The following is a 21,807-nucleotide window of genomic DNA, read 5'->3' as shown; positions in this document are numbered from 1 at the left end:
GAACCGCTTGCCCCGCCCGCGCGACGGGCTTGGTTCACCGATGCAGTGAAACTGGGGTTTCCTAACGCTTGCTAGTTTTACTCGTAGTGCGTCCACATCCTTAGAATCGTGACACACCTACGTTCTTCATCCACTTCGTAAACAAGGCGATGCTGAATATTGATCCTTCGCGAAAAGCATCCCGAAAGTTCACCAATAAGCTTCTCGTATCGCGGCGGTGTCTCAAAGGGATCGCGCGTTAAGATTTCGAGCAACTTGGCGGCTTTGATTTTAAGGCCGCTTTGAGAGAGAAGTTTCGCGTCCTTTCGAGCCTGACGAGAGAATTCTAACGACCACGCCTCTACCAATCGAGAGCCTCACTCGTGCCGCCCTCACGCCGAGCCTCCTTTACCGACTCAACGAAACCGGGAATCTTCGACAAATACAAGGTTTCTTGAATAGCACGCCAGTCATCTTCCCCAACCAGGACAGCGTTATGGCGTTGCCCCGAAATGGTAACCGGCGTGCTTTCCTCGTTCACGTCATCGATAAGACGATACAGATTCGCTCTAGCCGCGGTCGTGGTTATAACGTCCATACCAGTAGCGTACGCCATTCCGTACGAACTCTCTAGAGGCACTTCCCTCCCGCTTACCCGAGCGGGCGGCGCCGGTAGAGGCGCAGCGCGAGCCAGAGGAGCGCGCCGGCAGCGAGCGCCGTCGTAGTTACTATCCACCACAGCCCCTGGGCCGCAGCGCCACTCGCCACGGCACCCACCGCATCATTCAAACCGAGCGGGCTATAGCGCGCGCCCGCCTCCCACATGCCGCCGAAAGCCAGCACGAGGTAGGCAACGAAACCGATACCGGCGCTGGCCAGCATATTTCCCGTCGCCACCGCGGCCAGAACCACCACGGAAAGCAGGAAAATAATCGCGAGCAGCCAGAGCGCCGCGGCTCCTAGGAGCGCGCACACGGCGCCGTCGTCGAAAAGAATACGGGTGAGGATGCCGGCCACCGCGCTCCCACCGAAGGCCACCGCCGCCACCAACAGAACCGTGCTTAGCATTTTCCCGGCGAAAACGGCCGCGCGGCTCACCGAACGCGTGACGATCACAACCACCGTGCCACCGAGCAGCCCGGTAACAATCTGGTAGGCGCCGAGCATCACAAAAAGGATCCCGAAAATCTGGTGGAGGTTTTTCACCCATTGCGCGTGCGCCTGGATCCAGGTCGGCTCGGGCATGGCCGCGCCGAGTGCGGCCGCGGTATCAGGCCCGGCCAGCGCAGCAATAATATCTGGGGCGTAAAGCGCCGTCAGTGGGGAGATAACCGCGAGCAACAGCGCCAGGCCGAGCACCACCCACGTGCTGGGCACCCGCGCCAGCCTGCGCAGGTCGTACCGCAGCACCGCGCGGTTTCCGGTACGAATTTCTGCAGAATTCATTGGCTTACCTTTCTGCGCGAGAGGTACTCGTACACATGCTGGAGCGAGGGCGGGGCGACTTCCAGGCGCGCTTCCACACCCGCGGCCTCGCACGCCGCCGCGATGGCGGTACGGGCCGCCGCGGTATTCGCGCGCTCCACGCTCACCTGCACCGTGGCGCGTTCGGGCCGATAAAGAGCGAGCACCTCATCGAGGGGGCCTTCCGCAAGAAGGGTGCCCTCGTGCAACATCCCCACGTGGTCACACACCTGCTGCACATCCGCGAGCAGATGCGAGGTGAGAAGCACCGTGGTGTGCCCGGAAAGCTCGCGAATAATATTGAGCACATCCGCGCGCCCCAGCGGGTCGAGGGCGCTCGTCGGTTCGTCCAGAACCAGGAGCCGCGGGGCACCCACCAGGGCCAAGGCGATGCCCAGGCGCTGCGTCATGCCGCGGGAAAATCCGCCGATATTCCCCGGGGCGCGGGTCAGGCCCACCAGCTCCAGCAGATTGGCGGCGCGACGCCGGGCAATCGCGCGTTCCACCCCAGAAAGCTCACCGAAGAATTCGAGGGCCTGCGGCGCGCTCATCCACCCCGGCAAGCTGGGCACGTCCGGAAGATAGGCGACGCCGGGCACCGGGGCGGCCGGCAGCGTCCCCCGCTCACGCCCGAGCACCCGCGCCGTGCCAGAACTGGCGGCGATAAGCCCCAGCAGAATTTTAATTGTGGTAGTTTTCCCGGCGCCGTTTCCGCCGATCAACCCGTAAACCGAGCCCTCGGGCACGTGCACATTGACATTCGTGAGGGCCGCGAGTCCCCCAAAATTTTTACTGAGATTTTCGGTGTGAACCGCGTACGTTTTATCCATAAAGCTCACGCACCGTTTCGCTCGCGCTGGCGGCTTGTGTTGCGGGCGCTTGCGCCGCGCCTTGCGTTGTTCCCAACGCCGCGGCCGTGCGCGTTCCAGCCGTTTGAGTTCCAGCCGTGCGCGTTCCAGCTCCGGCAGCACGCTGTTCTTCCCAGGCCCGCCGCTGCGCCAGTGCCGTGCGCGCCCGCGCGTACATAAAGAGGAACAGCAACGTGCCCACCAGCGAGCCGACTAGAACAATCACCACCCAGCCCAGGCGCGGCACTCCGGCGAGCTGCCGTTCCGGCCACCGCGAGAGCAGCACCAGGCTGGTGATCAGCAGGGCGAGTTGAATAAGTGCCACGATTCCCAGGGCGATCTGCGCCGGCAGGGGCAAAGCAAGAAAATCTTCCATGGTTACTCAGTTCCTTTCGTATCGGATGAGCGCTTGGTGCCGTGTGCGGCAGTGGCGGCGCTTGCGACACTCGCCTCGTTTTCGGCAGGATTTTCCGGGTGCTTACGTTTGAGCACACGGTCCAGATTCCGCAGTGCTCCGCGCGTCGTAGCGACGACGACGCCAGCTGCCACAGCGGGAAGTGCCATCGCGGTACATCCGGCCAGGAGGGATGCTGAGGCCGGGCGGTGGCTGGCACTGCGATCCTGTGCCGCAACCGAGAGGATCGCCGTGGATTGCAATCCGACCGCGAGCGCGGTAGCCGCAACATCCACGCGTTCGCGATTGCTCCAGGCGGCGAGTGCCGTGCCAGCAACTCCGAGGAGCGCTGCGGGCGCCACGGCCTGCGGCGCCGGAACTATGTTGCGCGGGCGCAGGTTGGCATGAAAACCGGAAGGCAGGAGCCGGTAGCGGCGAGCCACCAAAGTAGCCGCTCCCACGGCGAGGAGTCCGCCCAGAGCAGGCGCGAAGGTGAGAGCGCGGCGGGTGCGGGGCGGAATATAGCCCTCAAGATCGGGCAGGGAATCATCCGGGCGGATTATTCCCAGGCGTACCGCGAGCGCCCCCATATTAATATCCCAGCCAATCCCGAAGCTGCGCGGCACAAAAATCCGGGGATTTTCCGGTTCGAACCAGCGCGAGCGAGCCTCGCGGGAACGCAGGGCTTCCAGGGAGGCGGGGATTCCGAAGACCGTGGGAACTGTGGAATCAGTGGGAGTTGCGGTAGGCGTGGGAGTAGTGGGCGAGCTAGGCTCCGGCATTGTTATCACCTCGGTCGGTTGTGAGGGCGGTGAGATGGGACGTGACGACGGCGGCAAGATTGCGCCATTCGCCAGCGAGGCTTTCCCCGTAGGTTCGGCCAGCCGCGGTGATCGTGTAGATCTTGCGCGGGGGCCCGGCCGGGGATTCCTCCCAGTGAATGGCCAGGTGGCCAGCCTTTTTGAGGCGGTTGAGAAGCGGGTAGAGGGTGCCGGCCGATACCGCCACACCCGCGTTTTCCAGGCGCTGGAGCAATGCCCCGCCGTAAGCCGGCGCTCTGGAAAGCGAGGCGAGCACGATAAGTTCAAGCACGCCTTTACGAAGCTGGGAATCAGCCACCACTTCCCCCTTTCAGTCACTGCGGCGCAGGCGCTAGCTTGGTCCGTTTCCGTCTGCACATTCACACCGCTTATATGCATCACATAGTAGTAGGGATAGCCCAGTAGCGCGTCTAGTTTTCAAGATATGAGAAATCCAGCAGTTTCTCCGCTACAATCGGGCCAATAGTTCAGCCCGCCCGAGGTTCCTCGGTGTGGGCTGATCCTCTACCCACGGATGAGTTTGGGGCCTAGCCCCCCATTACCGGTTCCTTTTACTTTTTATCCAGGGAATAGGCGATGCTAAAACCCCGAACCTTTCGGAATTCTTGACGCGAGGTAGGGAAGGCATAGTGGCCACCCCCGAAGTTGTGGTAGATATCGAGGCCGCGGCCTAAGAAGATGAGCCATCCCGTATCGGCACGCAACCAGCGGTCATGCGCACGCGAATCAAAAATCACATCGAGGTCAATACCCTGCTCAGCGGCATTTTCCGTGATCTTATCGAGCATCCGAACCTGAAGTTCGTGATGCTCATCTTTCTTCGCCCTCAGTGTGAACAACCGAAAGCGGCATCGCTTTTCGGGATTTTTCACCAGGGCCACAACCGCCATGAACTCAACGAGGTTACGTCCCTGATACGAATAGCTGATGAATGGGTCATGTAATTCAACATCCGTACATCCCCGCAGATAGGAGGCAAATAGCAAATCGAAGGTAACACCGGTTTGCCCCTCGTCGAAGATGCGGTAGCCCGGAAACGCGACACTGTGCCGACCAGACCCGTATCGATGCAAAGATCCCTGCACGCCGTGGTCACCACTAGTTTCCAATACACGTTTCCCCATAAGGAAAATATAGATGACCGGCCAGCCGTTCTCGGCAGGGGTGGCTGATCCCACCCCGCGGCCCGCAACTTCTACTCGTTCTACTCGCAAAGCACCGCGCGAGCCACACCTTCGTCGCCGCATACTTCCTGCATAGTGACATTCACACTGGCCGGGGCTGCGGACTGTTTATTGGACATTATTGCTTAAAACCGCTTGACGCTGTTCCATAATTGTTAAACCATCGAACTCCAGGCTTACCATCACCATCACCCCAAGCCGGGCAACCATTATTAGAAGCCGGCCCAGCAACCGTGGGGCACTGATCAAGCGAATCCGGGACAGTATCACCATCAGTATCCGGATCAGTGACAGTCACCTTCGACGTATCGAAGACCTTGTCACCATCCTTGACCGTGACAGTAATCTCGTCCTTATCCTTCGCGTCACCAGGAACCTTCACAACAACGTTCCCGTCCCCATCAAAGGAACAAGTAGCACCATTGGAAGCTTCACACGTAGCCGTATCCGGAATCGGCCCATTAGCCGGATCCTTCGCAAGCGTCACATCCGCGCCAGGCTTACCATCACCATCACCCCAAGCCGGGCAACCATTATTAGAAGCCGGCCCAGCAACCGTGGGGCACTGATCCTTCAGATCTGGAGTGCCATCGTTGTCACCGTCGGCATTCGGATCGCGCACCGTGATCGGAGCAAGGAGAATCTTTTCGCCCGTCGGGGTGGTCATCTTAACTGGAATGAGATATTCACCCGGTTCGGCTTGACCCTTCTTCGGCGCAAGCGAGATGGTTCCGTCCTCATTAACCGTCGCCCAGGGCTGCTGGCCAATCTTCACCTTGTTCTGGTCAACATCAGCAAGAAGGTCCGCCGGAATCTTCGCGTTATCCTCTAGAGGCGCGTACTTCGCGTCTCGCGGCTTGGTCCCGTTCTCCTTATGGAGCGGCGAAGCAACAGTCTCGGTCGTGTCGAGATCGACCAAGGTGTGCTTGTACTCTGGAGTGGGCTTCGCAGCGAACGCGTCCTTTGCTAGCGCAGTATCGCGCGATCCTTCAGGATAGATCGTTGCCGTGTAGATTTCGTCATGATCGAGATCAGCCGGAACCGTGAGAGGACACGAGTTTACAACTCCCAGATTAGAGGAGTTCGAGATGCACTTATGCACCTCGTTACCCTCGAAATCCGTCCACACGATTTCGTGACCGCTCGAGGGAACAAAACCGGTAGCCTTCGTTTCGACCGTCACGCCAGGAGCCGCAGGCTTAGTGGTCTGGTTGTATTCCAGAACCTGGAAATCGCGATCTTCCATACGAAGGGCAAAATCCTGATCCCTAATATTGCTCATAGCGCCGTCGGTAGCATAGTCAACAACCTGGGCACCGTATTGATACAAGTTATCCGGGAAGTTATCAAGGGCGCCCCCTACTCCATCAGGAAGAACGGGAGCAACGTACATATATTCGACGTTAACGTGTCGCGACTTGAGGTTACCCTTGAGCCACGAAGCGCTCGCACCTTCGGGAACCGGATCACCGTGTTGCCCAGCATTTACTATTCCCTTGTAGCTGTAAGAGTCACCCCACAGGCCCTGGAACTGGATGTGATAACGTCCCTGCGCATCAGTCACAGCATATGAAGTTTCAGCAATAGCACTCTTGCCCGTATCCTGCTCATACTTCGCCATAATTTCACGCTGCGCAGCTTTAAACTGCTCGCGAGTATAGCCGTTGTGATTCTTCTTCCATTCGTCGAAGAGTTTCGCGACTCCGTCTTGAACGTAAGCGCCGACCACTTTAACGCCAGGTACTGCAACATCACCAAAGCTGTCTTGGAACATGCGCACCGCCTTAGGTGCACCAAACACATTCCTCTGGTCATAGAAAACACGACCCGAAACCCAGCCACCATTTTCCTGGTTGGTGGTTTCCTTCCAGGTGCTCTCATCCGGGAACATCTCGCTAATTTGCGGGCGCTCCTGATATGAAATATTGAAGTTCTCCGCAGCGGACTGTGGCCATGCATTCCACGTACCTACATAACGCTGCACCGTCCCGTTACGAACAAATACGCCGTCGGATTCGACAAATGAATTGACGTACTTGGTTTTATCGGGGTTATCGGACCAAATACGCAAGCCTTGCCCTGCCTGAGCTTTCCACTCATGCTCGATACCAAGTGCGTCCGTCCAATTAGGGAGCTTGATCGAATACTTGCCATCGGCTTTAGTTTCGGTCCAATAGACCGGCGAGACAGCACCCTTCAGCTTTTTATTATTAAAGTCAACCCACTGCGCGTAAACCTTTACGCCAGCTAGTCCTTCATCACCATTATTGAAAGTAGCAACATTCCCCACCCGGTCAAGAAAAACTCGGCCATATACCGAGCTTTTAATTTCACCGAGTACTCCGTCTGACCGCTCCAGTTCATAAGCTTGCGCAGAAGGCGCACTAAATGTAGGGGTGAGACTCAGACATAGCGCTGCAGCCGTGATACCGGCCCACAGTTTCTTACGGAGAGCACCCCCCCCGCGTTCGCGTGCCAGCCGGAGTGAAAATGCCGGGTGCCGATTTAGGCACCCCCGTGTAGTGAGACATCTTTTCTCCATTGGTAGATAATCGGATGACTTGCGGGTGCGCATATCGCCACTTAGGTGAATTATGTGAAAGAGATGCGCCTGAGCATCACCAAAACACAATAAGTAACGCGCCACACCAGCTAAATCATTCAGAATCGTAACATAACTATAAATTGCAATTTTTGGATTTAATGAGATTTTATTAATCGCACGATTACGATTCTGACCTGGCGTTTCACCCTAATACCCCCGCAAGGAGGGAGGACTTTCTACCTATTTAAAGGTCTTCCGCAAGAAATTTCCCAGCAAAATATGACGCAAATAACTATCTACCCAACCTCCACATACACCCCACATCGACATTTAACTATATTTCAATCGCGGGATAGAAACTGTCCCATTTACATAATTAACGTATATTCTATTAAATATCGATGGTCGCGGACTTTCATGGTTGCGTACGAACTACCGCCTTACCTACGCACCGATCCCGCGAACCTCTTCCAAGAACGCAAGTTCCACGCGGGTTAGTGCGCGACTCGGATCCCATACCAGGCTCGTACGCGAGCGGGTCAATGGGGCTAACGGAACGAATACTAAACCGAGCGGTGAACACCGGCCGGCCGAGCAGTCATTGATAATGGCATAACCAACCCCGGCGTCAACTAATTGTGGTGCATGGTAGACGACATCATAAATAATTTGGCATTGATCGCCATGGTCGTCCAACCAACGAGCCAACAGTCGATGACCCACACTATCATCCGGACAAATGAGCGGAAGGCCTTCAAGATCTTCTACAGTCACGCTTTCCTTAGCGGCAAGAGAAGACGCAGCAGGAACCAGAATCCCCCATCGATCTGCCGTTGGCAAGGAAAGCCGCTCATACCCTGCTAGATCCCAGGAATCTGGAGCGACAGCAAAAGACAACGCGTTACTCGCAAGTTTTTGCAAAATGGTCTCTCTACGTATCCTACGTAGTGTTACACCAACGCCAGGATGCTTATCCCGCACTCGTTTAATCGCGTGAGCAACATCCATAACGGCCGCACTTTCAACGGTACCCACGACCACATGCCCACCAATATCGCCGTGTAACATGCTGAATTCTTCGACCGTACGCTGAGACAGACTAAGAATCTCTCGGGCCCTGCCCGCAAACAGCACCCCTACAGGAGTAAGCCGTATTCCGCGTCCAGACCGGTCGAGGAGCTCTTGCCCCAGTGTCTTTTCTAATTCGCGAATCTGCTTCGTAACCGAGGGCTGACTGCAGTTCAGTTCAACGGCAGCTTCTTTAATTGATCCGACCCTCGCGACCACGACAAAGGCCTCCAGATGCTGCAGCTTCACCACACCTCCATCAGTATGTGCATATCTTGACTTTAGTTAGTTTACTTATACTACTGAATTTCGTGAAATCCGCGCTACACACCTAACATCTCGAATAAATTTTCACACCAACAGCACACTCACCTCACGGAGACGGGGATCATACTTGCATCATAAAGGGTGGACGTGTATAGTAGAACAGTCGCCGCGGGGTGGAGCAGTTCGGTAGCTCGCCGGGCTCATAACCCGGAGGTCAGAGGTTCAAATCCTCTCCCCGCCACGAAAGAGAGTGCCTGACCAGGTAGAACACCGGTCAGGCACTCTTGTCATACCCCCCCCAGCGAACGCACATTTACTTATCTACGAGTTCCCTTAAAATCTCTAGGAAACCGGCTACGTCCGAAGTTCCTTATGACTCCTGATATGCCAGGAAGGCGGTAAGAACCTCCGGTATCTCGTACCATCCTCGTGCTTACGGCCTGTATACCCAAGCGCATCTAAACGCTGAGCATCCCGACCGGCGGGAGGACGGGTATATTTTTCAAAGCTGTACTTCACATGTTGTACAGGCGAAGTACAGCTCGGAAAAAGAACCCCCACCCCGCCGGGACTGCTGTTACTCCTGTAACGAGTGGGAATCATGGGCACGCTGTTGGCCTCGCCTCACCCGCTACAGCACCAGCGAAGCAATCCATCCTGCGATGAGCAGCGGGATATTGAAATGGATAAAGGTGGGGATGACCGAGTCGCGGATATGGTCATGCTGGCCGTCTGCGTTGAGCCCCGCCGTCGGCCCTAAGGTGGAATCCGAGGCAGGCGAACCAGCATCTCCCAGCGCACCGGCCGTGCCGATAATCGAAACGGTGGCCAGCGGGGAGAAACCCAACGTGACACACAGGGGCACGTAGATCGCCGCAATAATCGGCAGCGTGGAGAAAGATGAACCAATCCCCATCGTCACCAGCAGGCCAACAAGTAGCATGGCCAGCGAAGCCATCGCCTTATTACTCCCGAACATCGCCGCGGTAGCGTTCACAAGTGGTTCGATCTGCCCGCTCTCGCTCATGACATTCGCGAAGCCCTGGGCGCTAATCATAATAAAGCCGATAAGAGCCATCATTTTCATGCCGCCAGTGAAGACATCGTCGGCCTCGTGCAGCTTGATGGCGCGGGAGAAAATGAAAACGCACAGACCCACCAGCGCACCCACCAACAGCGCATCAGCATCCGAGTCCACCGCATTGAGAATCAGCTGGATCCCGAAGCACACCAGAATCGCCACCAATGAGACCACGATGCGGTAGCGGGAAATAGCCGGGGTCGCGCCGGCACCCGCGCCGCTCGCATCACCCGCGCCGTTCGCACTAGCACCCGCAGCACCCGCGGCACTCGCATCTACCGCCACGTCCCGATACTCGCGCGGCTTACGATACGTCACGAAAACCGCGAGCAGCAGACCGACCACCATACCCGCCGCCGGAATCGCCATCGCGCTCATCACGTTAATACCGCTCACGTCCATCCCGGCCTTCGCGATATTCCCCAGCAGAATATCGGTAAGGAAGATCTTCCCGAAACCGATAGGGAGGAACATGTAGGTGGTCACCAGTCCGAACGTGAGTGCACACGCCACCGCCCGCCTATCCAGGCGCAGATTATTCATAACCACCAGGAGCGGTGGGATAAGCAGCGGAATAAAAGCAATATGCACCGGGATGAGGTTCTGGCTCATCACCGCCATCGCGCAGATCCCGGCTAGCATGGCCCAGCGGGTGAAGGCACGCTTGCGAGCGCCCCTCCCGTCAGAACTGCGCAGATGGCCGAGCATCCACTGCGCCAGCAGATTCGGAAGCCCCGAGTGGGCCACCGCCATCGCGAAAGCACCGAGCAGCGCGTAGGAGAGCGCAATTTTCGCCCCGGCACCCAGGCCTTCCTGGAAGGCCACCATGGTCCCTTCCAGGCCCATCCCGCTGAGTAAACCACCGGCGAGCGCGCCGATAAACAGAGCCAGTACCACGTGCACACGAAGTACCGCGAGGAGGAGCATCAAACAAACAGCCACCACAACAGCATTCATAAAGCTGAATATACCCAGACTGGGGCGCCCGCTGGATAAGTATCCATAAATGCGCAGCTTTTCTATTATTACTTGCACTACCGGCCGCGTGCCACGACCGCCCTGGTGCCGTTTCGCTGCGGCTCCGTTGCCCGCGTACCGTATTTTTATCGACGACGCCGCGCAGCAATAGCCCAGCTCAACCCATGAATAACCACTCGGGCGGCTAGCCCTTCCACCCGGCTCCCGCTCCCGGAGACGCCAGTGGCGGCCACCCGTTCTCGGGTGGCCGCCACGTGAGAGGAGCATGGCCGGGATCAGTCCCGCCACAGGATCAGTCCCGCCGCAGGGTCAGGCCCTGCCCAGCTACCGGGATGCCCTAAGCGGACTTACTTAGCTCCTTCCAGCTCCTTCTGAGCTGCGATGGCCTGATCCAGCGCGGTCTGCAGGTTCTTCTGGGCCTGCCCGTAGGCCGCCCAATCCCCGCTCTTCATCGCGCTATCTGCCTGACCCACCGCCTGCTTCATGCTCTGCAGCGCGGCATCCAAACGCTCCTGCGGGGTGCCACCCGCGGCCGGAGCCGGAGCGGGAGCCGCGGCACCCGGTGCAGCGCTGGGCTGCTGGGGCGCGGGTTGGGCGGGCGTCGTCGTACCGGGAGTAGGCGCGGCGCCCGGGGTAGTACCGGGCGTGCCCGCCGCGGGCGCCTTGCCATCACCGGCGGAAATATCTTCCTTGACGTTCTGCAATCCGGCGTCCCCGGCCTGGGCACCCGAATCACCCCCGAAAGTCTGGTTGAGAGCCTCTTCCAGGGTGGGCGCGAATCCGATATTCCCATCACCGAAAGCAGTGAGCACGTACTGCATGAGTGGGTAGGTGGTGCCCTGCGAAGCCTGCACATAAACCGGTTGCACGTAGAGCATGCCACCGCCCACCGGGAGCGTGAGCAGATTACCCATCCGCACCGTGGTACCACCCGAACGCAGCAGGTTGAGCGCGCGGGAAACATTCTGGTCGGAAAGGAAGTTATTCTGCGCCTGGCCCGGGCCGGGTACCGTGAGGTCGCGCGGCAGCTCGAGGAGCCGCAGCTTGCCGTACCCCTCGCGTTTCTCCCCCGGCGTGGATCCCGCATTGGAATCCACCGCGAAGAAACCGGTCATAATATTGCGATCCGTCTGCCCGCCCGGGATATAGCCCGTGGATAGGGAGAATTCCGCGGAATCCTGGCCCGGCATCTGCAACGTCAGGTAGTAGGGCGGCTGCTTGCTATCGGTTTGCGCCGCGGCGATCCCGCTAGCCCCAGCGGTATCCACCGCCGGTTCGTTCGGAACATTCCAGAAGTCACCACCGGAGTAGAAGGAGGCCGGGTCCTTGACGTGGTAGCGGGTCAGCAGCGAACGCTGCGTCTTGAACAGGTCCTCCGGGTAGCGCACATGCGCCATGAGATCACCGGACATCTTGTCCATCGGCTGCACCATACCCGGGAAGATTGACTCCCAGGCCCGCAGGATCGGGTCTTTCTCATCCCACTTGTAGAGGGAAACCGAACCGTCATAGGCATCCACAACCGTCTTGACGGAGTTACGGATGTAATTGACGTCTTGGCCGGAGGCCGCCCCGTACATGCCGCGCGAGTTGAGGGCGTCCGTGGTGGCCGCGGCCAGGGATTCCCGCGCCGAATAAGGATAGTTATTCGAGGTGGTGTACCCGTCGATAATCCACACGAGGCGCTTAGGAGTGGCCGGATCCCCGTCCATATCCACTACGGCCGGGTAAGCCTTGGAATCAAGCGTGAGGTAGGGGGCCACCTTGCGCACCCGCTCGTGCGGGTCGCGATTGAAAAGAATCTGCGATTCGGAAGTCACACGATCGGAGAAGAAAATATCCGTGGAGCGGAACTTGATGGCAAACATGAGTTTGTCAAAGAAGTTCCCGACCGAGGGGCCGCCGTCGCCGGTGTAGGTATTGAGAACCTGCGAGCCTTCCGCGGCATCGGAGGGATAGTCAATTTCCCAGGGCGCGGTGCCTTCCGGAGCCCCCACGATGGAGTATTCGGGGCTGTTCTGCCCGAAGTACACGCGCGGCTCATATTCGCCCAGCTCACCTTGGGAGGGAATACCGTACTGGAGGAATTGCGGGGCGCCGGAGGCGGAAGTGGTATTACCGTAGGCAGCCACCACGCCGTAGCCGTGGGTGTAGACCGTATGGTCATTGACCCAGTTGCGCTGGTCCGGGCCCAGGCCGTCCAGGTTGAGTTCTCGCACCGCGATCACGGTATCCCGGTCCGTCTTATTGAGGTTGTAGCGATCCACCGCCAGCTGGGAGGCGAAACCGTAGTACTGGCGGTTCTGCTGCATTTGGTTGAAGGTGGGGGACACAATATTCGGGTCGAGGAGACGGATTTGCGCGGTGGATTCCGCGTCATTGCGCAGCTGCCCGGCTTCCGCATCGGTGCGGGCGTTATAGGGAATGGTCTCCACGTTATCCAGGCCGTATGCCTTGAGAGTGGCCGAAATATTGCGGTCAATATACGGTGTTTCCATCTCGATAGCGTTCGGGGTGACCCGGAAGCGCTCCACCAGTGCCGGCCAGGCCCAGCCCACCGTGGCCCCGGTGACCAGGGCCACCACCAGCCCGGCGGTAATAATCCGCCAGGAACCGCGCAGCGCCGAAATCACGAAAAGCACCGCGATAGCCAGGAAGGTAATCGCGAGGATCGTGAGCCCGGGCAGCTTGGCGTTAATATCCGTATAGGACGCCCCGGAGAAACGATCATTATTGGACAGCAGCAGGGTGTAGCGACTCAACCAGAAGTAGGCAGCCACCAGGATAAAGGCCAGCAGCCCCAGCACGGAGAAATGCACCCGAGCCCGGTTGCGTACCCGCACCTTGCCCGAATCCACCGTGACCCCGCCGTAGAGGTAATGGCCCAGCACCGCACCGATCGCCCCGATCACCAGCAGGGTAATCGCGAAGCTCAACGCTGATTGCAGCACCGGGAGCGTGAAGACGTAGAAGGCCACATCGCGCCCGAACTGCGGATCCGTATCCCCGAAAGGCGTACGGAAAATCCACATGAGGTAGGTGCGCCATTCACCCGCCAGCGGCGCGCCGAAAATCAGGCCGGCGAGCAGCGGCAGGCCCAGGTTGGTGGCCCAGCGGTACTTTTCCGCCGCCTTGCGGTAGCCCGCGACGCTGGGGGCCTGGATGCCCTCATCTTTTGTGCGCGCGAGGCGGAAATTCAGCCACAGCACAATGGCAACCAGGAGGGTGCCAATGGTGCCCAGCGCGATGGTCCAGCCCCATTGGGTCCAGAACACGCGAGCCGCGCCGATTTGTTCGTACCATTTAACGTCGGTGTAAACGCCCGATCCGACGACGAGCGCCACGAGCAGAATGGCGAGAACACCCAGTGTCCACCAAAAAGCTCCCGGCGTCTCCCGCCTCAAACGGGGATGTGCGGTTGTACTCAAACGAAATCCTCAACTTCTTCCGCGGCGCAGGGGTGCGCCCGGCCATCACTATTCCCTATCAAACATAGCGGAAAAAGCTGAGAATCGCGCGTGCGTCAACGGTTTTTTGGTACGACGACGCCGCCCGCGAACACGCCCCTACCGGCCCGCAGCCATATCCTGGCAGGTGGGGAGTTTCGGGGTACGCCCCGCGCCGATGGCCCGGACGGCAGCTGCGGCGTCGTCAAAATTCCGGACCGCCCAGATACGTAAGCCTTCCGGTTCGTACCCGATTGTTTCCCCGCAATTCGCGGCCGGGGCGAGGAAATCGGTGGCGCCCCGCTCGCGCGCCCCCACGATCTTGTGCTGGATTCCGCCGATGGGCCCCACCTCCCCGTTGAAAGCGAGGGTGCCGGTGCCGGCAATAACGGCACTGCCGCCCAGGGAGCCGGGAGTGAGTTCGTCGTACATGCCCAGCGCAAATATGAGGCCGGCCGAGGGCCCGCCGATGCCTTCCACCGCGTAGGTGACGGTGGCCGGGAGCTGCACGTCCTCAACAGCGAGGGACACTCCCAGCAGGGAGCCGGGGTGGATCCAGCCGGTTTCATCCGGCGGGAAGGGCGCGGTAATAATTGTTGTGGTGCCGGCTTCGCCGCCGCGCTGGTAGGAAACCGTGACGGTGCTCCCCGGTTCGGTAGCGTGCAGGACTTTCGAAAGTTCCCCGAAAGTGGAGACGGTGGTGGGTGCGGTGCCCGGGGCAGCAATGCCGGTAATAATATCGTCTGCTTCAAGCTGACCGGCCGCCGGGGAGCCTTCCGGAATGTCCGCCACCCGCAGCTTCATGGTGACGTGGTGGCCGGCCTTTTCCAAAGCAACTCCGGCCGCGACGGTTTGGGAGTTATTCATAAGTTCAGCATTGCGGGCATCGTCTTCCGCGCTGGAAAGCGTGGGCGGGTAGAGCAGGCGCACCGGCAGTAGCTGGGATTCCTGATCGACCAGCGCCCACAGGGCGTGCGCGCCCAGGGTTCCCGCCTCGGGGTTCCCCGCCGCGGACACCGTGGTCATATACAGCTGGGTATCGGTGGGATAGGTAGGCACACCCTCCACGCTGACCAGTCGGGTACCGGCCACCTCCCCGGTTACGTCAAGGGCGGGGCCGGCCATTTCCACCGTGTAGGCACCCGGGAGCAGAAGGGCGAGGACCGCCAGGCTCGCAAAAATAAAGCCGCTGCGGCGCGCGGCCCGAGAATTGCGGCGCGCGGAACGGGGACTACCTGCCTGACCACGTTTTTTCATCACCTCTCCATCATGCCTGATCGCGCGGCTCAGTCCTACCGCTGCTCACGTGTCCCGCTGCTCACGTGTCCCGCCGCTCGCCTATCCCACCGCTCGCCTATCCCGCCGTTCGCCTATCCCGCCGTTCACGACAGCGTGCCGGTACCGCGCGGGCCCCGGCTCCTGCGCCAGGGGCGGAGGCGCCTACCCGCGCGGGCCCGCGGTGTTTTAGGCTTAGTGGTGGACCTCGAGGAGAAGAATGACTGAGAATTCACAGCCGCGTGACGAATGGGAAAAGATGCTGCGGGCAGTCCTCGGCGATGAGGCGGCCGAGGAAATCCTGCGGTCCCTCGCCCCCGGCGGCGATGCAACATCCGGGAACGGCACTGGCACCGGCACGGGCAGCGGAGCGTTCCCCGGGCTTCCCGGGATGGGCGGCGCGGCCGGCGCGGGCCTGCCGGCTGATATCGGGCTGGTGATGAATCAGATCCGCGCCATGCTCGGTTCCTCGGGTGAGGGGCCGGTCAATTGGAAAATCGGGGAGCAGGTCGCCCGGGATACCGTGAATAAATCCGGGCCGGGGCTTCCCACCGCCGCCGCGGGTGATCAGGCCCGCTCCGCGATGGACGTGGCAAGTTTGTGGCTTGACCCGGTCACGGTTTTCGATCCGCCGCGCGGCCCGAACCAGGTGTGGTCGCGCCTGGACTGGATCGCTCATTCCCTCCCGACCTTCCGGAAACTCACCGCTCCGGTAGGTGCGAACCTCGCGCGGGCTTTCGGTGAAGCTCTCAGCGCGCAGCTCGAACGCGCCCCGGAGGAGATGCGCCAGATGCTATCGGGCGGGATGCTCGGGGGGATTCCCGGCGGGCTGGAGGGGATGCTCTCCGGAATGACGGCGTCGTTACTGGGAATGCAATACGGCCAAGGGCTCGCGGAACTCGCCCACATTTCCTTCGGCACCGCGGACGCCGGTTTCCCGCTGGTGGAGGGCGAAACGGCCGCGCTGGTGCCGGCTAATATTTCGGAATTCGCCGCGGGCTTGGATGTGGATGCGCGTGAAGTTGAGCTCTACGTGGCGGTGCGCGAACAGGCCGCAGCCCGGCTCTTCTCCCAGGTACCGTGGTTGCGCAGCACGATTCTTGACGCCGTGGCCGCCTACGCCGCCGATATCGCCATCGATACCGACGCCATCGAGGAGAAGGTCCGCGAGCTCCAGCTCGATCCCGAACAGCTCATGTCCGGGCAGATGCCGGACCTGGACATGAATGAGGTTTTCGCTTTCACCCGCACCCCCACCCAGCAGGCTACGCTGGAGCGCCTCGAGCATATTGTTTCGCTGGTGGCGGGCTGGGTCAGCGCTGTCACGAGCACCGCGGTGGCGGCCCAGCTTCCCCATAGTATGAAGCTGTCGGAGGCTCTCACGCGCCGCGAGGTAACCGAAGCGCCGTCGAACCGCGTTTTCGGCCCTCTTGTTGGTTTCGATATCGCGCCGCGGCGTTTGCGTGAAGCGGCAGCCTTCTGGGCACGCGCCGCCCGGGAACGTGGCATGGAGGGGCGCGACGCGCTCTGGAAGCACCCCGATTTACTGCCGCTCCCCGAACACCTCGACGATCCGGACCGTTTCTTCTCCCCCGCGGAACAACCCTCCGCGCTGGATGAGGAGCTGGATGCTTTCCTCGCGGAGCTTCTGAGCAATAGTGATGGGGGCACGCCTTTCGGCAACGCGCCGCACGAACCGGGTTTCGGTACGACGACGCCGCACCAGGCCACCGGGGACTCGAGCACGACCGACACGTCCGGACCTGAAGGACCCGAGCAACCCGAGTGACCTGAAGGACCCACGCGCCCCGAGTGACCCGCGGGACCCGAAAGACCCGAGTGACCTGAAGAACCCGCTGTGGATAACTAAGGCAGCTCTGGGGATAATACCCGTGCCTGTGGATGGGCTTTCGCGCTGGTGCGATGCGCTTTTTATGCTGAGGCCATGGTGTTTATCAAGGTGGTCTCATGATGATTCGCTCGCCGCTGGGAGTGTACTGGTCAGATACGCATGAAGTGCAGATCGGTCTTGATCCGCGCGTCGCACTGCGGCTAACGGGGCTTTCTGTGGCGGAACAGCAGGTAGTTTCCTCCTTAGCTTCCGTCGGTACGGAAAGCGAATTCTTCGATGCGTGTAAGCGGCGCGCGGTGAGCAAGGAGCGGGCACGCTCGCTTCTGGGCACGCTTCGGGATTCCGACTTGCTAGAAACTTCCCCGCCGGGTTCCCCCGACCTGGCCTGGCGCACAGTTTTCGTTGAGCGTTTGGATGCCCTGGCGGTAGAGATCTGCACAGTTCTTGCTGCCGGTGGCCTGGGCTATATTCTCACCTCGGATACCAGCAGACCCCACGGCACTGACCACCCAATTTTCCGGCGGCCAAGCTGGCGTACATTCGCGCGGCACCAGGCACTGCAAAGTTACTTTCGCGAGCGCGGCTGGGGAACTACGGTCATCGAGGTTGCTGCGGAGGCCCATCGGGTTACGCCGCTGGGAATAGAACGGGCCGCGAAGCAAGCGAAGCACGCGAACCAAGCGGCGGCCACCGGGCGCGGAAATCGCGTGGCCGCCCAACCGGCCGGGCCTGCTTGGGAATGGGGCCGTCCCGATCTCGCGCTGGTGACCTCTTTGCAGCTACCTGATCCGCTGCGGTGTTCCCCGTGGGAAACGCAGCGCATTCCTTATCTGCTGGCCTATATCGAGGATATTGATATTCGGGTGGGCCCGGTGGTGGTTCCGGGGAGTGGGCCGTGTGCTCGGTGTTTGCTTTTCGCAGCGATGGACGCGGATCCTGCCTGGCGCTATCTGGCTCCCCAGGTATTTAGCACCCGCGGAAATGCTCCCTTCACTCCCGGGGTACCCCTCGCGGCAGCGCTCGCGGTGCACAGCGCGCTTGTAGCCCTGGGTGGGCAAGCGGACTATGCTCGGGGAACCCAGTGGGTAGTGCCGCCGCTGCCCGGTTACCCCTACCGGGTTGCGCTTTCCTCGCATGAGCGTTGCCCCTGCGAAGCAGGCCCCGCAGCGGCCTAAGAATAACCGGCCAGGAGCGCTTGCGCTCAGTGTTCGGCCAGCAGGGCGAGGATTTCCTCCCCGTAGATAGCGAGTTTTGTAGCTCCCACCCCCTTGATTTGGGCGAGTGCGTGGATGCTGCGCGGTTTTGCTATCGCGAGCGCCCGCAGCGTGGTGTCATGGAAAATTGTGTAGGCGGGTTTGCCGGTGGCCTGGGCGCGTTGGGCCCGCCAGGCTACGAGTTGCTCAAAGAGTGCCACATCTTCGGGGTAGTCAGCGGCGAATTCTTCCGCAGCGGCCCGCGAGCGCCGCCGATAGCGGGTGGCCCGCGAGGTTTCTTCCTCTTCTGATTGTGGCCACAGCCCGGTAAGGAAGCGGGAGACTTTCCGGCCCGAACGGTGCCCGGAGGAGGCGGCATAGGAAAGCTGTAAAAATTCTTGAGCCCGGGTGATTCCCACGTAGAGGAGGCGGCGTTCTTCTTCAATAGCCGCAGGTTTCTTCGCGAGGGAAATGGGCATGAGTCCTTCGCTCATCCCCACCAAGAAAACCGCTTCCCATTCCAAACCTTTAGCGGCGTGCAGGGAGGAAAGCGTAACGCCTTCCAATTCGGGAACATTCTGGGTGGCGGCGCGTTCTTCCAGTTCCACCACGAAATCAGCCATGGAGGCAGCCCGGTTATCCTCCATATCCTCCGCGAGAGTGATGAGGGCGTGGAGGGCTTCCCATTTTTCCCGCGCGGAGCCGGCAGTGGCCGGCGCTTCATCCCGCCACCCCATCTGGCGCAGCACGGTGCGCACGTTATCCGCCAGCGGGCCATGCACCCCGGAGCGTGCCGCGGCGCGCATGGCCACCATGGCTTCGCGGACATCACGGCGCGAGAAGAACTTTTCCGCCCCGCGCACCTGGTAGGACACCCCCGCTTTGGACAGTGCTGCCTCAAATTCCGCCGATTGGGCATTGGTGCGATACAGAATGGCTATCTCCGAGAGCGCGGTGCCTTCCGCGGCGAGCGCTTGGATCGCGCTCACAACTGCGGCGGCTTCCGCCCCCTCTGATTCGTATTCCCGGAAGGTAACAGGGCGCCCGGAGCGGCGCTGGGAGACCAGCTGCACCGCGCCTTCCGAAACATCATCGGCAATAACGGTATTCGCAGCCGCCACAATTTGCGGGGTGGAACGGTAATCACGGGTGAGTTCGATAATGCGAGCCCGCGGGTATTCCTGTTGGAAGCGGGCGAGGTAGGAGGAGGATGCGCCAGCGAAGGAGTAAATGGTCTGGGAAACATCCCCGACGACGCACAGATCCTTCCGGTCCCCCAGCCATAGCTGCAGCAGGCGGTGTTGGAGGGGGGAAACATCCTGGTATTCATCGACCACGAAGTGGCGGTATTGCTCGCGTATCTGGCGAGCGATATCCGCCCGATCCAGCAGGATCCCGACGAGGAGGAGGAGAACATCATCGAAATCGAGAACGCGGCGTTCGGTTTTCACTTCTTCATAGGTTTTCGCCAGCCGCGCTATATCGCTACTGAGCTGGCCGGCGACTTCCCCGCGCCCGGCCGCCAGGGCGGCTTCCGGGTAGTTATCCGGGCTGATCATCGAGACTTTAGCCCATTCGATTTCCGCGGTGAGATCGCGGATGCTCACTTTATCGGTAGGTAGACCGATCTGGCCGGCAGCCTGGGAGACCAGCCCGAATTTCGATTCGGTGATCCGCGGGATGGTGCCCCCCACCGCGGTACCCCAGAAGTAGGAGAGTTGGCGCAGCGCGGCGGCGTGGAATGTTTGGGCGGGTACAGCGCCCACCCCGAGATCCCGCAGGCGCGAACGTAATTCCCCGGCCGCGCGGGAGGTGAAGGTAACCGCCATAACGTTGTGTGGGGCATAAACCCCGCTGCGCACCCCGTAGGCGATCCGGTAGGTAATAGCCCGAGTTTTCCCGGTGCCCGCCCCGGCACGCACGCACACCGGACCGCGTAAAGCGGTAGCGACCGCGCGCTGATCCGGATCCAGAAATTCCAGCAATTCCTCGGGTGAGTCCATCGTGTTCCTCCTTGCTCTCTCAGGATGCCACACGCCCCCGACAGAAATTTTCCCCTCATCGAAACCCGTGGCGCGCCGAACATCTCGCACCTTAAGATCACTCCATGGCTGATTTCACAATGTATACAACGCCCTGGTGCGGCTACTGCCGCAACCTTTCCGCCCAGCTCAAGCGGGCCGGCATCACCTGGAACGCGGTGAATATTGAAGAAGATGAGGCCGCGGCCACCAAGGTTGCGGCTCTCAACGGCGGCAATAAAGTGGTGCCCACCCTTGAGTTTGCCGACGGCGCCACCCTGACAAATCCGAGCCTGAAAGAAGTGCAAGCGAAACTCGCTGAACTCGCCTCCCCCGGGAACTAGAGCGGCACTCGGGCTAATTATTACCAGCCCAGATAGGGCCGAATTTCGGGTCCGTACCACTCGGTGATGAGAGCCGCGGCCACCGAGGAAGGTCCGGGCAGGGTGAGGCTACCCTCGCGCAGGGCCGCATCTAATTGTGCGGCGCTGTAGAAGGCGGCATGGTCGATTTCTTCCCCGTCCACGCGCACCAGGGCATCCGCCCCACCCGCCCGGACTTCCGCCTCCGGCTCCACCCGCGCCACGTAGGCGATCATGAGGGAACGCGGGAAGGGCCAGGGCTGGCTGGCGAAGTAGCTTATCTCGCCCAGCGGAACACCTACTTCTTCGCGCACCTCGCGGCGCACCGCCGCTTCCAGTGACTCCCCCGCCTCGGCAAAACCCGCGAGTACGGAGTGCCGCCCAGCGGGCCAGCGCGCGTTATGCGCCAGCAAAATACGATCATTCGAATCAAGCACCGCCATAATGACGGCCGGGTCGGTGCGCGGAAAGACCACGTGGCCTTCCGGGCACTGCCCGCTCCAGCCGCTGCTATCCACGGTGATGCGCTGGCCGCATACCGCACACCAGCGGGTAGCACGCCAGGTATTGAGGATCGCTACCGCCGCGGTCACCAGTGCCGACATATCCGCGCTCCAGGACGGTGCGTAATTTTGCAGCGAGCCAATCCGGTAGCCCGGAGCATCCACTTCCGGGTTATCACGAGTGGGCCCACCGCCGATAACGGTGGTGAGATCGCACGCAAAATAGGGGCGCCCCGCAACTTTCCCCAGGTAAACAGTTGGTGAATCCGCGGTGGCGCGCGGGAGCTCACCGCGGCTCAAGAGGAGGGGTGCACCGTCATTATCCAGGACAGCACCCCACCCCGAAATAAGCAGATATCCCGCATTTTCCGCCAATTCCGCCAGGCGCTGCGGGTCGTTTCGGGAAAGTTCATCCCGGTCCAGATTCCCGCGTGCCAGGATTAAATCGCCGTCGTACCCCACCATCGTGCCCCTTCCGGAACCGGCCGCGTGCCGGTCGCCCTTCCACCAAAATTCTAATATCACT

At 60.5% G+C, this 21,807-nt stretch carries 18 protein-coding genes and 1 tRNA gene; 4 read left to right on the top strand and 15 right to left on the bottom strand.

Annotated elements, in window-relative coordinates; all coding sequences use genetic code 11:
* Positions 1-77 precede the first annotated feature (77 nt).
* The 10 genes from ACTFPK_RS00625 to ACTFPK_RS00580 all read right to left on the bottom strand — a co-directional run bounded on the left by ACTFPK_RS00625 (position 78) and on the right by ACTFPK_RS00580 (position 8,552).
* Positions 78-347 carry a Txe/YoeB family addiction module toxin gene (locus ACTFPK_RS00625; protein ID WP_320757586.1) on the bottom strand — a complete coding sequence of 90 codons (270 nt, stop codon included), beginning with the start codon at positions 345-347 and terminating at the stop codon, positions 78-80.
* Positions 341-577: a type II toxin-antitoxin system Phd/YefM family antitoxin gene (locus ACTFPK_RS00620; RefSeq protein WP_320757587.1), complete on the bottom strand. Its 237-nt coding sequence runs from the start codon at positions 575-577 to the stop codon at positions 341-343. The genes ACTFPK_RS00625 and ACTFPK_RS00620 overlap by 7 nt, the downstream gene beginning before the upstream one ends.
* A gap of 53 nt (positions 578-630) precedes the next feature.
* Positions 631-1,425 (bottom strand): hypothetical protein, encoded by a 795-nt coding sequence (locus ACTFPK_RS00615; RefSeq protein ID WP_439910875.1) that lies wholly within the window; start codon positions 1,423-1,425, stop codon positions 631-633.
* Positions 1,422-2,273 carry an ABC transporter ATP-binding protein gene (locus ACTFPK_RS00610; protein WP_439910874.1) on the bottom strand — a complete coding sequence of 284 codons (852 nt, stop codon included), beginning with the start codon at positions 2,271-2,273 and terminating at the stop codon, positions 1,422-1,424. The genes ACTFPK_RS00615 and ACTFPK_RS00610 overlap by 4 nt, the downstream gene beginning before the upstream one ends.
* On the bottom strand, positions 2,266-2,667 hold the full coding sequence (locus ACTFPK_RS00605) for a hypothetical protein (RefSeq protein WP_439910873.1): 402 nt from the start codon (positions 2,665-2,667) through the stop codon (positions 2,266-2,268). Before ACTFPK_RS00605 ends, ACTFPK_RS00610 begins: the two co-directional genes overlap by 8 nt.
* A gap of 2 nt (positions 2,668-2,669) precedes the next feature.
* Positions 2,670-3,467: a DUF5808 domain-containing protein gene (locus ACTFPK_RS00600; RefSeq protein WP_439910872.1), complete on the bottom strand. Its 798-nt coding sequence runs from the start codon at positions 3,465-3,467 to the stop codon at positions 2,670-2,672.
* A complete protein-coding gene (locus tag ACTFPK_RS00595; RefSeq protein WP_320768159.1) occupies positions 3,454-3,804 on the bottom strand; it encodes a PadR family transcriptional regulator in 351 nt (116 codons plus the stop codon). Before ACTFPK_RS00595 ends, ACTFPK_RS00600 begins: the two co-directional genes overlap by 14 nt.
* A 253-nt stretch (positions 3,805-4,057) precedes the next feature.
* Positions 4,058-4,630 carry an MIT C-terminal domain-containing protein gene (locus ACTFPK_RS00590; RefSeq protein WP_439910871.1) on the bottom strand — a complete coding sequence of 191 codons (573 nt, stop codon included), beginning with the start codon at positions 4,628-4,630 and terminating at the stop codon, positions 4,058-4,060.
* Between the two features lie 178 nt (positions 4,631-4,808).
* Positions 4,809-6,980, bottom strand: coding sequence for a thrombospondin type 3 repeat-containing protein (locus tag ACTFPK_RS00585; RefSeq protein WP_439910870.1), 2,172 nt, complete (start codon positions 6,978-6,980; stop codon positions 4,809-4,811).
* A 699-nt stretch (positions 6,981-7,679) separates the two neighbouring features.
* Positions 7,680-8,552 carry a LysR family transcriptional regulator gene (locus ACTFPK_RS00580; RefSeq protein ID WP_320756099.1) on the bottom strand — a complete coding sequence of 291 codons (873 nt, stop codon included), beginning with the start codon at positions 8,550-8,552 and terminating at the stop codon, positions 7,680-7,682.
* A gap of 185 nt (positions 8,553-8,737) precedes the next feature.
* On the opposite strand from ACTFPK_RS00580, the gene ACTFPK_RS00575 reads away from it, so the two are divergent.
* Positions 8,738-8,811 (top strand) — tRNA-Met (locus ACTFPK_RS00575).
* 390 nt (positions 8,812-9,201) lie between these two features.
* On the opposite strand, the gene ACTFPK_RS00570 is transcribed toward ACTFPK_RS00575, so the two are convergent.
* From ACTFPK_RS00570 to ACTFPK_RS00560, 3 genes are all read right to left on the bottom strand, one after another.
* Complete coding sequence (locus tag ACTFPK_RS00570; protein WP_320756057.1) at positions 9,202-10,608, bottom strand: Na+/H+ antiporter family protein; 1,407 nt, start codon at positions 10,606-10,608, stop codon at positions 9,202-9,204.
* Between the two features lie 368 nt (positions 10,609-10,976).
* Positions 10,977-14,057, bottom strand: a complete 3,081-nt coding sequence (locus ACTFPK_RS00565; protein ID WP_320756056.1) for a UPF0182 family membrane protein — start codon at positions 14,055-14,057, stop codon at positions 10,977-10,979.
* 138 nt (positions 14,058-14,195) lie between these two features.
* Entirely contained in the window at positions 14,196-15,332 is a 1,137-nt protein-coding gene (locus ACTFPK_RS00560) for a YlbL family protein (RefSeq protein ID WP_439910869.1), read from the bottom strand.
* 238 nt (positions 15,333-15,570) lie between these two features.
* Between ACTFPK_RS00560 and ACTFPK_RS00555 the strand changes: the two genes are divergently transcribed.
* Entirely contained in the window at positions 15,571-17,139 is a 1,569-nt protein-coding gene (locus ACTFPK_RS00555; RefSeq protein WP_016441697.1) for a zinc-dependent metalloprotease, read from the top strand.
* A 179-nt stretch (positions 17,140-17,318) separates the two neighbouring features.
* On the top strand, positions 17,319-18,377 hold the full coding sequence (locus tag ACTFPK_RS00550; protein WP_016441698.1) for a hypothetical protein: 1,059 nt from the start codon (positions 17,319-17,321) through the stop codon (positions 18,375-18,377).
* A gap of 26 nt (positions 18,378-18,403) precedes the next feature.
* Here the strand turns inward: ACTFPK_RS00550 and ACTFPK_RS00545 are convergent, their stop codons facing one another.
* On the bottom strand, positions 18,404-20,398 hold the full coding sequence (locus tag ACTFPK_RS00545) for an ATP-dependent helicase (protein ID WP_016441699.1): 1,995 nt from the start codon (positions 20,396-20,398) through the stop codon (positions 18,404-18,406).
* 104 nt (positions 20,399-20,502) lie between these two features.
* Between ACTFPK_RS00545 and ACTFPK_RS00540 the strand changes: the two genes are divergently transcribed.
* On the top strand, positions 20,503-20,760 hold the full coding sequence (locus ACTFPK_RS00540; RefSeq protein ID WP_016441700.1) for a mycoredoxin: 258 nt from the start codon (positions 20,503-20,505) through the stop codon (positions 20,758-20,760).
* A 20-nt stretch (positions 20,761-20,780) separates the two neighbouring features.
* On the opposite strand, the gene nudC is transcribed toward ACTFPK_RS00540, so the two are convergent.
* A complete protein-coding gene (nudC, locus tag ACTFPK_RS00535) occupies positions 20,781-21,806 on the bottom strand; it encodes an NAD(+) diphosphatase (protein WP_231366634.1) in 1,026 nt (341 codons plus the stop codon).
* Position 21,807 lies beyond the last annotated feature (1 nt).

It is taken from the genome of Actinotignum sp. UMB0459 (assembly GCF_051905915.1).
Classification (GTDB): domain Bacteria; phylum Actinomycetota; class Actinomycetes; order Actinomycetales; family Actinomycetaceae; genus Actinotignum; species Actinotignum sanguinis.
Note: the sequence above shows the minus strand (reverse complement) of the source record. Positions and strands in the feature narration are given on the sequence as shown.